This window comes from Mycolicibacterium vinylchloridicum (assembly GCF_013404075.1).
In the GTDB taxonomy this organism is placed as follows: Bacteria; Actinomycetota; Actinomycetes; order Mycobacteriales; family Mycobacteriaceae; genus Mycobacterium; species Mycobacterium vinylchloridicum.
The window spans coordinates 25,219-37,622 of record NZ_JACBJQ010000016.1 but is presented as its reverse complement, the minus strand read 5'-3'; the positions used below and the strand labels follow the sequence as shown (position 1 = coordinate 37,622).

At 66.6% G+C, this 12,404-nt stretch carries 14 protein-coding genes; 9 read left to right on the top strand and 5 right to left on the bottom strand.

The window, feature by feature from the left end:
• Positions 1-2: 2 nt before the first annotated feature.
• Both HPC46_RS15300 and HPC46_RS15295 read right to left on the bottom strand, forming a co-directional pair.
• Positions 3-761 carry an SDR family NAD(P)-dependent oxidoreductase gene (locus HPC46_RS15300; RefSeq protein WP_179471261.1) on the bottom strand — a complete coding sequence of 253 codons (759 nt, stop codon included), beginning with the start codon at positions 759-761 and terminating at the stop codon, positions 3-5.
• Positions 761-1,801, bottom strand: a complete 1,041-nt coding sequence (locus HPC46_RS15295) for a phosphotransferase family protein (RefSeq protein ID WP_179471259.1) — start codon at positions 1,799-1,801, stop codon at positions 761-763. The genes HPC46_RS15300 and HPC46_RS15295 overlap by 1 nt, the downstream gene beginning before the upstream one ends.
• An 83-nt stretch (positions 1,802-1,884) precedes the next feature.
• On the opposite strand from HPC46_RS15295, the gene HPC46_RS15290 reads away from it, so the two are divergent.
• Both HPC46_RS15290 and HPC46_RS15285 read left to right on the top strand, forming a co-directional pair.
• Positions 1,885-3,045, top strand: a complete 1,161-nt coding sequence (locus HPC46_RS15290) for a CaiB/BaiF CoA transferase family protein (RefSeq protein ID WP_179471257.1) — start codon at positions 1,885-1,887, stop codon at positions 3,043-3,045.
• Between the two features lie 13 nt (positions 3,046-3,058).
• Complete coding sequence (locus HPC46_RS15285; protein WP_179471255.1) at positions 3,059-4,219, top strand: acyl-CoA dehydrogenase family protein; 1,161 nt, start codon at positions 3,059-3,061, stop codon at positions 4,217-4,219.
• Here the strand turns inward: HPC46_RS15285 and HPC46_RS15280 are convergent.
• Positions 4,209-5,264, bottom strand: coding sequence for a zinc-binding metallopeptidase family protein (locus HPC46_RS15280; protein ID WP_179471253.1), 1,056 nt, complete (start codon positions 5,262-5,264; stop codon positions 4,209-4,211). The genes HPC46_RS15285 and HPC46_RS15280 overlap by 11 nt on opposite strands.
• Positions 5,265-5,283: 19 nt before the next feature.
• Between HPC46_RS15280 and HPC46_RS15275 the strand changes: the two genes are divergently transcribed.
• Both HPC46_RS15275 and HPC46_RS15270 read left to right on the top strand, forming a co-directional pair.
• A complete protein-coding gene (locus tag HPC46_RS15275) occupies positions 5,284-5,892 on the top strand; it encodes a histidine phosphatase family protein (protein ID WP_179471251.1) in 609 nt (202 codons plus the stop codon).
• Positions 5,893-5,905: 13 nt separating this feature from the next.
• Positions 5,906-6,931, top strand: a complete 1,026-nt coding sequence (locus tag HPC46_RS15270; RefSeq protein WP_179471249.1) for a phosphotransferase family protein — start codon at positions 5,906-5,908, stop codon at positions 6,929-6,931.
• Here HPC46_RS15270 and HPC46_RS15265 read toward each other — a convergent pair.
• The gene (locus HPC46_RS15265; protein ID WP_179471247.1) at positions 6,928-7,299 is read right to left on the bottom strand and encodes a LapA family protein; all 372 of its coding nucleotides are present in this window, start codon (positions 7,297-7,299) and stop codon (positions 6,928-6,930) included. The two genes, HPC46_RS15270 and HPC46_RS15265, sit on opposite strands and share 4 nt — an antisense overlap.
• 163 nt (positions 7,300-7,462) lie before the next feature.
• Here HPC46_RS15265 and HPC46_RS15260 point away from each other — a divergent pair, with 163 nt between their 5' ends.
• The 5 genes from HPC46_RS15260 to HPC46_RS15240 are packed head-to-tail and all read left to right on the top strand — an operon-like array spanning position 7,463 to position 11,488.
• On the top strand, positions 7,463-8,356 hold the full coding sequence (locus tag HPC46_RS15260; RefSeq protein WP_407665508.1) for an ABC transporter substrate-binding protein: 894 nt from the start codon (positions 7,463-7,465) through the stop codon (positions 8,354-8,356).
• Positions 8,357-9,457 carry an ABC transporter ATP-binding protein gene (locus HPC46_RS15255; protein ID WP_179471243.1) on the top strand — a complete coding sequence of 367 codons (1,101 nt, stop codon included), beginning with the start codon at positions 8,357-8,359 and terminating at the stop codon, positions 9,455-9,457.
• 2 nt (positions 9,458-9,459) lie between these two features.
• Entirely contained in the window at positions 9,460-10,104 is a 645-nt protein-coding gene (locus tag HPC46_RS15250) for an ABC transporter permease (RefSeq protein WP_179471234.1), read from the top strand.
• Positions 10,101-10,889: an ABC transporter permease gene (locus HPC46_RS15245; RefSeq protein ID WP_179471232.1), complete on the top strand. Its 789-nt coding sequence runs from the start codon at positions 10,101-10,103 to the stop codon at positions 10,887-10,889. The genes HPC46_RS15250 and HPC46_RS15245 overlap by 4 nt, the downstream gene beginning before the upstream one ends.
• Positions 10,886-11,488, top strand: coding sequence for a putative glycolipid-binding domain-containing protein (locus HPC46_RS15240; RefSeq protein WP_179471230.1), 603 nt, complete (start codon positions 10,886-10,888; stop codon positions 11,486-11,488). Before HPC46_RS15245 ends, HPC46_RS15240 begins: the two co-directional genes overlap by 4 nt.
• On the opposite strand, the gene HPC46_RS15235 is transcribed toward HPC46_RS15240, so the two are convergent.
• Positions 11,454-12,395, bottom strand: a complete 942-nt coding sequence (locus HPC46_RS15235; RefSeq protein WP_179471417.1) for a prephenate dehydrogenase — start codon at positions 12,393-12,395, stop codon at positions 11,454-11,456. The genes HPC46_RS15240 and HPC46_RS15235 overlap by 35 nt on opposite strands.
• Positions 12,396-12,404 lie beyond the last annotated feature (9 nt).

Genomic DNA, 12,404 nt, shown 5'->3' with positions numbered 1-12,404 from the left:
CTTTAGGGGATGCCGCCGTCGACCCGAAGGATCGATCCGGTGGTGAAGCTGGATGCGTCCGACATCAAGAACAGTGCGGCGCCGACGATTTCGTGCGGGTTGCCCGCCCGCTGCAGGACATGTGCCTTGAACGGATTGCCTTCGCCGAAGTCCCACGCCTTGCTGATATCGGTGAGGAACGGACCGGGCATCAGGGTGTTGACCCGCACGGTCGGCCCGAACGCGGCGGCCAGGCCTTCGGTCATCGCGTTCAACCCGGCCTTGGAGGCGGCGTACGGAATGAACGACGGGTGTGGCCGCAACGATCCGTGCGTGCTGACGTTGATGATCACCCCGCCACCGTCGTCGAGCATCCGCTCACCGACCAGCGCTGAAAGCCGGAACGGGCCTTTGAGATTCAGGTTGACCACCGCGTCGAACAGCTTTTCGCTGACGTTGGTGAGCTTGTCGTAGGTCGGCGACATGCCGGCGTTGTTCACCAGCACGTCGAGCTTGCCGAATCGGTCATAGACGGCCCGCACCAACCCGTCTAGCTCATCCCAGCGCCCCACATGAACGGCGTACGGCATTGCGGTGCGGCCGGTTTGGTCCTCGATCTCCTTGGCGGTGGCCGCACACGAGTCGAACTTGCGGCTGGCGATGATCACATCGGCACCGCAGCGCGCGGCGGCCATCGCCATCTCGCGGCCCAGGCCGCGGCTGCCGCCGGTGACCAGCACTACGCGTCCGGTCAGGTCGAAAAGGTCGTCGGCGTAACCCATTAATCCCCACCCGCCTGTGCCAGCTCCGCTGCGGTGGCGATCAGGCCAGGCACCATCGCGCCGAACGCCTCGACCACCTGCGGATCGGCTTTGCCACCGTTGACCGCTGCGGCGTAGGTCTTCTCCAGAACGATGCCCAGCTTCCAGTTGGCCAGCACCAGGTAATAGTGGATGTTCTCGGTGGACAGTCCGCTGACCTTCTCGTAGTGCGCCAGCAGCTCGCTACGGGTCGGCATGCCCTCCATCGGCAGGTAGAAACCGCCGTCTTTGGGCTCCTCACCGTCGTAGCCGAGCAGCGCCCAGGCGACATCGAGCAACGGATCGCCGATGGTGGTCATCTCCCAATCGACGATCGCGGCCAGCCGGCCCGGCGCGCCGTGGGCGAACATCACGTTGGCGAACTGGTAGTCGCCGTGCATGATCCCGGGGGTGTAATGCGCGGGCCGGTTGTCGCGCAGCCACTGCGACGCGGTGTCGAGGCCGGGCAGTTCGCGGACCTGGAAGGCCGCCAGGAAGGCCAGCCAGCGGTCGACCTGACGGTCGTGGAAACCGTCGGGCTTGCCGAAGCCCTCCAGGCCCTGGCCCTTCCAATCGACGCGGCCGAGCTTCGCCGCGCCTTCGATCAGCTGGAAGGCCAGATCGCGGCGGGCGCCGAGGTCGGTGTCGAACGGGGCCTCCCAGCCGCCCTCCATCGGGCTCCAGCCGTCGACCTCCTTCATCAGGTAGAAGGGCTTGCCCAGCACCTCGCCGGTCTCGTCGGCGGCGATCAGTTCGGCGTGCGGCACGTCGGTGCCCTTCAGCGCCCGCTCCAGCCGGATCTCGCGGAGTAGTTCGTTCAATCGGCGTTCGTCGGCGCGGGGACCGGGCATCCGCAGCACCATGCCCTGACCGCCGCGATTGACCCGAAAGAGCATGTTCTGCGATCCGCCCTTGAGGACGTCGACAGCGGGCTCTTCGCCCGCACCGGGGGCGTCCTGGGTGTCGAGCCACCGGCCGAGGGTCGCGGTGTCCAGGTCTGCGGAACTTTCCGTTCTCGTCATGGAACTCCTCACTCTCCTTGTGGAGAATAGCATTCTCCGCGCGCTGAACCACTAGCCTTTGGGCGCAGACGAAAGGGGCAACGATGGCCGGTCCGTTGGAAGGCATCAGGGTTGTCGAGCTTGGCGTGTGGGTCGCCGGTCCGGCTGCCGGGGGAATCCTTGCGGATTGGGGCGCCGACGTCGTCAAGATCGAACCGCCCACCGGTGACCCGGCCCGCATGTTCGGCCGGATGCTCGGCCTCGACGATGGCGGCAACCCGCCGTTCGAAATGGACAACCGGTCCAAGCGCAGCATCGTGCTCGATCTGACCACCGACGGTGGGTTGGCGACTGCACGCCAATTGCTCTCCGGCGCAGATGTTTTCATCACGAACGTGCGGCCCGACGCGCTGAGCCGGCTCGACCTCGATTATCCGAACGTGGCTGCGCTCAATCCAGCTCTGGTGTACGGGCTGATCACCGGCTACGGCGAGAAGGGGCCCGAAGCGAACCGTCCGGCATATGACGTCGCGGCGTTCTGGGCGCGCTCCGGGGTGGCCGACCTGCTCACCCGCCCCGGCGACAGCCCGCCCTTCCAGCGCGGCGGGATGGGCGACCACATGACCGGGATGACGCTCGCTGCGGCCATCAACGCCGCGCTCGTCGCACGCGCCCGCACCGGCGAGGGGCAGCTGGTCACCACGTCGCTGTACCGCCAGGGCACCTACACCGTCAGCTTCGACCTCAACACGTTCCTGCTGAGCGGGCGGCCTATCGCGATCGGTCAGCGCGAGTCGATGTTCAACCCGTGCATGAACAATTATCTTGCCGCTGATGGACGGCGGTTCTGGATAGTCGGGCTGGAAGCCGACCGGCACTGGCCGTCGCTCTGCCGGGCAGTGGGGCATCCGGAGTGGTTGAGCGACAGCAGGTTTACCACTGCCCGCGACCGCGCCATCAACTCCCGTGAGCTCATCGCCACGCTCGACGGGATCTTCGCAACCAAGACACTCGCCGAATGGGCCGAGGCGTTCGATGCCGAGCCGGACCTGTTCTGGTCCCCGGTGAATTCGATGGAGGATGTCCTCGGCGACGAGCAGTTCCACGCCGCGGGCGGTCTCGTCGACGTGCCCGACGAGGGCGGTTCGCTTCCGATGGTTGCCACACCTGCGGATTTCCACGGCACCCCGTGGGCGCCCCGGTCGGCGGCCCCGAAGCTCGGCGAGCACACCGAGGAGATTCTGGCGGAGTTACAACAGCGCTGAGTAGTGTAACGGCGTGGACTTCTCCCAAGTCGTGTTGTCTGAGGAAGACGAGGCGTTCCAGCGTGAGCTGCGCGCTGATCTCGACCGCCTGGTGACCGAGGACGTCCATCGTCACGACCGGGAGACCGGCGAGAACTTCCATGAGGGCCTGCACCTGGCGCTCGCCGAGCTGGGCTACCTGGCCAGGGACTTCAACACCGAGGCCGACGGCGGCTTCAGCGCCGTGCAGCGCAGGATCTTCGAGCTGGAGATCGGGCGTGCGCACGCTCCGTGGTTCCACTGGCCGACCACCATGATGGTCGCCAGGACACTGGTCAAGTTCGCCCACCCCGACCTGCTTGCCGAGCTCCTGCCGGAGGTGCTCGCCGGCCGCACCCGGCTGTGCCTGGGTTATACCGAGCCCGAGGGCGGATCGGATGTCGCGACGGTCAAGACCAAGGCAGTACGCGACGGCGACGCGTGGATTGTCAATGGCGCCAAGATGTTCACCTCGAACGCGCACAACGCCCAGTACGTCTTCCTGATCACCAACTCCGATCCAGACGCGCCCAAGCACAAGAACCTGACGATGTTCCTGGTCCCGATGGACTCGCCGGGGGTGGAGGTGCAGGGCATCCGCACTGTCGACGGCGACCGCACCAACATCACCTACTACAGCGACGTCCGCGTCGACGACAAGTACCGCATCGGTGAGGTCAACGGCGGCTGGGCTGTCTTGCGGGATGCTCTCAACTCCGAACACGGCACGGTCGACCGCAACGCCGAAGGGCTGGACAAGCTGGCGACGATGACCGAGCACATCTTGCTGACAGCCGAGGCAGTGGACGGGGTCGCCGCCGTGGCACGGGTCGACGACGATGCTGTCGCCTACCGACTGGGCCGAGCCGCCGCCCGCCTGGAGGCCGCCTTGAGCGCTCCGGCGATGTCAGGTCGGGTGTTGATCGCCCAGACCATGCGCGACATCGCACCCGACCTGATGGACATTCTCGGCGCTGCCGCCAGCCTGCCGGTCGAGACCAAGGGTGCCGCCGACGACGGGGGTGCCGAATACATCTTCCGATTGGCCTCTCCGGTAGGCATTTACGGCGGCACGCTGGAGATCTTCCGCAATATGATCGCCCAGCAGATCCTCGGCCTCGGCCGGCCCGCCTACGCGCCGCCGGTCAAACGGTAGCCCGCACCACGGTGTGCACGAACCCCAGCTTGTCGGCAACCGGCCCGGTGATCTGGAACGGGTAGAGCGGGCCCTTGCCCATCGCGGTGTTGACCCGGTTGAAGAACAGCGAAATCCAGCTCCAGTCGTCGAGCAGCTGCTCGATGGGCGCTTCGGCATAGGACTCCAGCGGCGTGACGTCACGCGGCGCGGCGAAGCGCACCCGGTCCGCGTGCAGCACCATGCCCGCCTCCCGGCTGGTGTCGATCGTGTCGGTGATGTGCAGGTAATGCGCGAAGCACTCGGCGAAATCTTCCCAGGGATGCATGGTGGCGTACTCCGAGATGAACGACGCCTGCCAGCCGGCCGGTGCACCGTGCTCGTAGTGGCGGGCCAAAGCCTCGGTGTAGCTGGCCCGTTCGTCGCCGAACAGTTCGCGGCAGCGCTCGAGGTAGCGCGCGGCACCCGCACCGGTCTCGACGAGGACGTTCTGGTAGTAGTGACCGGCTTCGTGGCGGAAGTGGCCCAGCATCGTGCGGTACGGCTCGCCGAGTTGTACCCGCAGCGATTCCCGGTATGCGTCAAGGGATTCCACCAGATCGATGGTGATCACGCCGTCGGCGTGGCCGATCGTGATCCGCTCGCCGGTGCTGAAGCTGGACAGCAGATCGAAAGCGAGGCCGCCCTCGCGGCGCCAGTACGGGTCGACCGGAAGGCCGAGGTCGTCGAGCTGGTAGACCAGCCGGCGCAATGCCAGCGTGGCCGTCGGCAACTTTTCCCTGGCGATCGTGTCGTCCGGATCGGGTTCGCGCCGGATCAGCGAGTGAGCGAGGCACCGTCCGCGGGCCGCGATGTCGGTGGACTCCGACGCCAGCCAATTGCACGCCAGCGGCCCGGACTGGGTGCAGCGCGTCCACCGGACATCGTCGACCGTCGCGGCCCCGTGGGTCAGAGCGATCATCGACCTGCTTGCCAGGTGCAGGCCCACCTCGGTGCCGCACGACTGACAGGTGCTGCCCTCGAACGGAACGAAGTTGTGGCACACCGGACAGACGAAGGCGCGCATGGGCTTTATCGTTGCACGCATGCAGCTGTTGCTCGTCAGACATGCGTTGCCGCACCGGACCGAGGCGGGCGAAGGGGCCGATCCTGAACTGTCCGAGGACGGGTGGCGGCAGGCCGACCGGCTGCCTGAGGCGCTGGCCCGATTTCCGATCACGCGACTGGTCAGTAGTCCGCAACGCCGGGCGATCCAGACTGGTGAGCCCGTCGCGAAGGCCCTTGACCTGACCCTCGACATCGACGATCGGCTCGCTGAATACGACCGCGGGCTGTCTCACTACGTGCCGATCGAACAGGTGCGCAAGGAGAAGCCCGAGGAGTGGGCGCGGATGGCCGAAGGCCGGCTGCCCAGCAGTGTGGACGAGGGTGAGTTCCGCGGCCGGATCGCCGCGGCGTTGTCCGACATCGTCGAGGCCGCCGGGCACGACGACACGGTGGCCGTATTCAGCCACGGCGGGGTGATCAACGTGATCCTGCACGAGCTGTTGGGCACCAAGCGGCTGCTGTCGTTCCCGATCGACTACGTGTCGATCACCCGCCTGCTCTATGCCCGCAACGGGTTCGCCACCGTGGCCGCGGTGAACACCACCGAGCACGTTTGGGACCTCTTGCCGCGCAACCAGCGCTATTAGCTATACATAGCTGATGACTTCACTGGACGGTCTCGACCTGGCGGCACTGGACCGGCATCTGCGAGCAGCGGGCATCCCGCGCACCGGTGAGCTACGGGGCGAGTTCATCTCCGGCGGTCGGTCCAACCTGACCTTCCTGGTGTTCGACGACGCCTCCAAGTGGGTGCTGCGCCGCCCGCCGCTGCACGGCCTCACCCCGTCGGCCCACGACATGGGCCGCGAATACCGTGTGGTGGCCGCTTTGGCCGACAGCCCTGTGCCCGTCGCTCGCGCGGTCACGATGCGCGACGACGACTCGGTGCTGGGTGCGCCGTTCCAGATGGTCGAATACGTCGCGGGCAATGTGGTTCGCAGCCGTGCCGAGCTGGACGCCCTCGGTGGCCCCGAGGTGGTCAGCGCGTGCGTCGACAGTCTGATCCGGGTGCTCGTCGACCTGCACGAGGTCGACCCGAGCGCGGTGGGCTTGAGCGATTTCGGTAAGCCGAGCGGTTACCTCGAACGCCAAGTGCGGCGGTGGGGTTCGCAGTGGCAACACGTCCGGCTGGCCGACGATCCGCGCGACGGCGATGTCGAACGACTACACGCGGAGCTGGCGGATGCGGTGCCCGAGCAGAGCCGCACCTCGATCGTGCACGGCGACTACCGCATCGACAACACGATCCTGGACTCCGGTGACCCGACTGTTGTTCGGGCCGTGCTCGATTGGGAGATGTCCACGCTCGGCGACCCGCTCTCGGATGCGGCGCTGATGTGCGTGCACCGCGATCCGGCGTTGAACCTGATCCTCAACGAGGAGACGGCCTGGACCGCACCGCAGATGCCGTCTGCGGACGAGCTGGCCCACCGCTATTCGGTGATGTCGGGAAATGAACTGGCACACTGGGAATTTCAGATGGCGCTGGGATACTTCAAGCTGGCCATCATCGCGGCCGGCATTGACTTCCGCAGGCGGATGGCTGCAGACACTCCGGACAACGACGACCGCGCGGGGCAGGCCGTCGCCGTCCTGATCGCGCGCGGCCTACAGACACTCGCCTAGTTCCTTCTGGCGGCTTTGAGGTTCTTCTTCGCCGCACGGCGGAGCTGGAAGATCCGCGCGGCGCCGGCCAGGACGGTCACCAGGCCGCCGGCCACCGCCGCCATCAGGATCGCCACTCCCAACGGAAGCGACCAGCGCCAGCCGAAGAACGCGAACGATGCCGATTCGGTGTTCTGTGCGATGAAGATCAGCAGGACCGTCAGGACCAAGAACCCGGCGATCACCGACGACCACAATGCCGCAGCCCGGGTGAACTTGACCTCCGACACGTTTGCGACCGGGCCGGGCGTCGGCGGTTCCGGCGGCGTCGGCGCAGGCGCAACCGGTGGCATCGGCTCGTTGGGCGGTCCCGGCAATTCACTGCTCATCACGTCATCTTTGCCCCTTCGGGGCGATAAGCAAACAACCGGGGTTTAAACCTGGGCGGGTGGCGGTCACTGCCGTTACTGTCGGTGAAACGGGCCGGGTGAAAGGACGCACATGAAGGCGTCGCGGGGCGGCAAGCGATTGTGGTTGGTAGCGACGCTGTTCATGCTGGTAGTCGCGGGGTGCGGGAGTGCTAATCCGCTCGGCGGGGGATCGGCATCGGGTGATCTCAAGACGCTCGTCGTGGGATCTGCGGACTTCCCGGAATCGAAGATCATCGCCGAGATCTATGCGCAGGCCTTAGAAGCGAACGGTTTCACAGTGGGGCGGCAATTTGGCATCGGCAGCCGAGAGACCTACATCCCCGCCGTCCGCGATCACTCGATCGACCTGGTGCCGGAGTACACCGGAAACCTGTTGCAGTACTTCGATCCCAAGACCACGGTGACCACACCCGACCAGGTGGAGCTGGCGTTGGTCCGGGCGCTTCCCGGCGATCTGTCGATCCTGACCCCCTCGCCGGCCAACGACACCGACACTGTCGCGGTTTCCGAATCCACCGCGCAGAAGTGGAATCTCAAGACAATCGGGGATTTGGCGGCGCATTCCGCGGAGGTCAAGTTCGGTGCGCCCTCGGAATTCCTCAACCGCACCGAGGGGCTGCCCGGGCTGAAAGCCAAGTACGGCCTGGACATCAAGCCGGACAACTTCGTCGCGATCAGTGATGGTGGTGGTCCCGCGACGGTGCGTGCACTGGTGGACGGCACCGTCACTGCCGCCGACATTTTCAGCACCTCGCCGGCCATCCCGGAGAACAAGCTGGTGGTGCTCGAGGACCCAAAGAACAACTTCCTGGCCGCCAACGTTGTGCCGCTGGTGAGTTCGCAGAAGAAATCCGACGAACTCAAGCAGGTGCTCGATGCGGTGTCGGCCAAGCTGAGCACCGAGGGCCTCATCGAACTCAATACCGCGGTGTCCGGGAACTCCGGGGTCGATCCCGACGAGGCGGCGCGAAAATGGATCCGCGACAACGGTTTCGACAAGCCGATCGGGAAGTAGATGATCACCTTCGAAGCGGTCACCAAGACGTACCCGGATGGCACCGTCGCCGTCGACGAGCTGAGCATGGAGGTGCCGACCGGCACACTGACGGTCTTCGTCGGCCCGTCGGGCTGCGGCAAGACCACCTCGATGCGGATGATCAACCGGATGATCGACCCCACCTCCGGCACGATCACCGTGGCCGGGCGCGACATCGCCACCGTCAATCCGGTGAAGCTGCGACTCGGCATCGGCTATGTCATTCAAAGCGGTGGGCTGATGCCGCACCAGCGGGTGATCGACAACGTCGCGACGGTGCCGGTGCTCAAGGGTGAGTCACGGCGTACGGCGCGCAAGGCCGCCTACGAGGTGTTGGAGCGGGTGGGTCTGGATCCCAAGCTGGGGGACCGGTATCCGGCGCAGTTGTCCGGCGGCCAGCAGCAGCGGGTCGGCGTCGCCCGCGCCTTGGCCGCCGATCCGCCGGTGTTGTTGATGGACGAACCGTTCTCGGCAGTCGATCCGGTGGTGCGCGACGAACTGCAGGCCGAAATCCTGCGCCTGCAGGGCGAATTGCAGAAGACCATCGTTTTCGTCACGCACGACATCGACGAGGCGATCAAGCTCGGTGACCGGGTCGCGGTGTTCGGGCCCGGCGGCACCCTGCAGCAGTACGATGCCCCGGCGCGGCTGTTGTCCAATCCCGCAAACGAATTCGTCTCCGGCTTCATCGGCACTGACCGCGGCTACCGGGGCCTGCAGTTCCGGCAGGCGGCCGGGTTGCCGATGCATGACATTCAGACGGTCAAAGAGGCCGAGATCGACGCGCTCTCCTTGCAGCCGGGGCAATGGCGGCTGGTGACCAAGGACGACGGCCAGCCGTATGCGTGGCTCAACGCTGAAGGTGTGCAGCTGCACCGCGGTGGAAGTTCGTTGTACGACAGCACCATTGCGGGCGGATCGTTGTTCGGGCCGGACGGCACGCTTCGGCTGGCCCTGGATGCGGCGCTGTCCTCGCCCGCCGGGCTGGGGGTGGCCGTCGACGACGACGGCCAGGTGATCGGCGGGGTGAAAGCCGACGACGTTCTGAAGGCGCTGGAAGTCCAACGGCGGACCGGCTGAGTATGAATTATCTGCTCACCCATCTCGACAAAGCGTGGGTGCTGACGGTGATCCACCTTCGGCTCTCGCTGGTTCCGGTGGCCTTGGGTCTGGTCATCGCGGTGCCGCTCGGCGCCTACATCTGGCGGACCACCGCACTGCGGCGCCTGACCACCGTGACGGCAAGCATCATCTTCACCATCCCGTCGCTGGCGCTGTTCGTGGTGCTTCCGCTGATCATCCCGACCCGCATCCTCGACGAAACCAACGTCATCGTCGCCCTCACCCTCTACACCACCGCGCTGCTGGTGCGGGCCGTGCCCGAGGCGCTCGACGCGGTGCCCGCCCAGGTGCGTGACGCCGCCACCGCAGTCGGCTACACCAGGTTATCCAGGATGGTCAAAGTCGAACTGCCGCTGTCGATTCCGGTGCTCATCGCCGGGCTGCGGGTGGTCGCGGTGACCAACATCTCGATGGTGTCGGTGGGCTCGGTCATCGGGATCGGCGGGCTGGGAACCTGGTTCACCGAGGGTTATCAGGCGGACAAGAGTGACCAGATCGTCGCGGGCATCATCGCGATCTTCCTGCTGGCGATCATCATCGACGTGCTGATCCTGCTGGCCGGCCGGCTGATCACGCCCTGGGCCCGGGTGAAGGCGACGTCATGAACTTCCTGCATCAGGCGCTTGCCTACATCTTCACCGCCGCCAACTGGGAGGGGAAGGCCGGCCTGGGGATGCGCATCCTCGAGCACCTGCAATACACCGCGGTCGCCGTCGTCTTCTCTGCCCTGATCGCCATCCCGATCGGGATGGCGATCGGGCACACCGGGCGCGGCACGTTCCTGGTCGTCACCGGGGTCAACGCGCTGCGCGCGCTGCCCACTCTCGGCGTGCTGCTGCTCGGCGTGCTGCTGTGGGGGCTGGGACTGCTGCCGCCGACCGTCGCGCTCATGTTGCTGGGCATCCCGCCGCTACTGGCCGGCACCTACGCCGGGATCGCCAACGTCGACCCCGCAGTGAAGGATGCCGCCCGCTCGATGGGCATGACCGAGATGCGGGTTTTGCTGCGCGTCGAAGTGCCCAACGCACTGCCGTTGATCTTGGGTGGGCTGCGCACCGCCACGCTGCAGGTCGTCGCGACCGCGACGGTGGCCGCGTACGCCAGCCTGGGCGGACTGGGTCGCTACCTGATCGACGGCATCAAGGTCCGCCAGTTCTACCTCGCCCTGGTGGGGGCATTGTTGGTGACGGTGTTGGCCCTGGTGCTCGACGGGCTGCTGGCGTTGGCGGTGTGGGCGTCGGTGCCGGGCACCGGGCGAATCCGGCGGATGCCGCAACCACTGCTCGACGACGAGGTGAGTTTCGATGCGCAAGCACCCACGTCACGGAAGGGCCGCAGTTCGCCACCTGGTTACGAACTGGGTGGTCCGTCGCATACGGTAGACGGGTGAGTGCAGCCAACGACGCGACAGAAAGCGCCTGGCCGGCCATCCTGACCTGGCGCGCACATGATGATTCGCGGATGGAATCGGCCCGGGTTCAGCTATCGGGCAGCCGGATCAAGGCGTACGGCCGCATCGTCGCCGCGGCCGCCGCGACGAACCCCGCCTTCAGCGCGTCCTACGACCTGGTGACCGACGAGACGGGGGCCACCAAGCGGTTGTCCATGAGCGTCACCCTCGCCGAGCGGGACCGGCAACTGTCGATCGCCCGTGACGAAGAGAACATGTGGCTCATCACTGACCACCAGGGCCAGACCAGGGCCTCCTACGAGGGCGCGCTCGACGTCGACGTCGTCTTCAGCCCGTTCTTCAACGCACTGCCGATCCGCCGCACCGGCCTGTACCGACGGGCCGATTCGGTGAGCTTGCCGGTGGTGTACGTGAGTTTGCCCGACCTGACCGTCAGTCAGGCGACGATCAGCTACAGCAGCGTCGGCCCGGACGGCCGCGACGGCATCAAACTGCACTCGCCGGTGGCCCAGACCACGATCACCGTCGACACCGACGGATTCATCACCGACTACCCAGGATTGGCAGAGCGGATCTGATCACCCCGCCGGCGCGACCGGCGGCAGCCAGCTCGTCCCGCCAATTCTCTTCGCCGATGGCGATCGTCACGATCTGCGGGCGCGAGAAGCTGTCGTAGCGGGTGCGGGCGGCATGGCCGTCCTCGACCAGCTCGGCCACCGAGCCCTTCTGTGCCAACGAATCACGGGACTGCTTCAACAGCTCCAGCGCTCGGTCCAGGGCCGGCAACAGCTGGTCGGCATTGGCCTCGCACATCGCGCGGACGAGGTCGGGGGCGGTGGCCGCGACCCGGGTGCCGTCCCGGAACGAGCCCGCCGCCAGGGCGAACGACAGCGGCACCTCGGCGGCGGTCACGGCCAGCGCCTCGGCCAACAGGTGCGGCAGGTGGGAGATGCTCGCCGCGGCAGCGTCGTGCTCGTCGGACTTGGCGGGGACGACGACGGCACGGCAGTCCAGGGCCAGGTCCATCACCTGCGCCCATACCGTTGCGTCGACGTGTTCGTCGACGCTGAGGACCCACGGCGCACCGGCGAACAGCCTGGCATCGCCCGCGGTCCAGCCTGAGTGTGCGGTGCCGGCCATCGGGTGACCGCCGACGTAGCGGTCGAGCAGCCCGGCCTGACGCACCTGCTCGAGGACGGCGCCTTTGACGCTGATGACGTCGGTCAGCGGACATTCGGCGGCGACGTCTTTGACGTGGCCCAGTAGCAAGGACACCGCGGGCATGGGGACCGCCAGGACGATCAGCGCGTCGCGATCGGCGGCCCACTGCAGGGCCTCGGTGAGGTCGGTGGTCGCGGCGAAACCGTCGAATCGGGCACCTTGGGCGCCCTCGACGGACCGGTTGTATCCGAACGCTTCACGTCCGGCGGCGACTGCCGCGCGCAACAGCGACCCGCCGATCAGTCCAAGCCCGAGGACGCACACGGGTGTCTT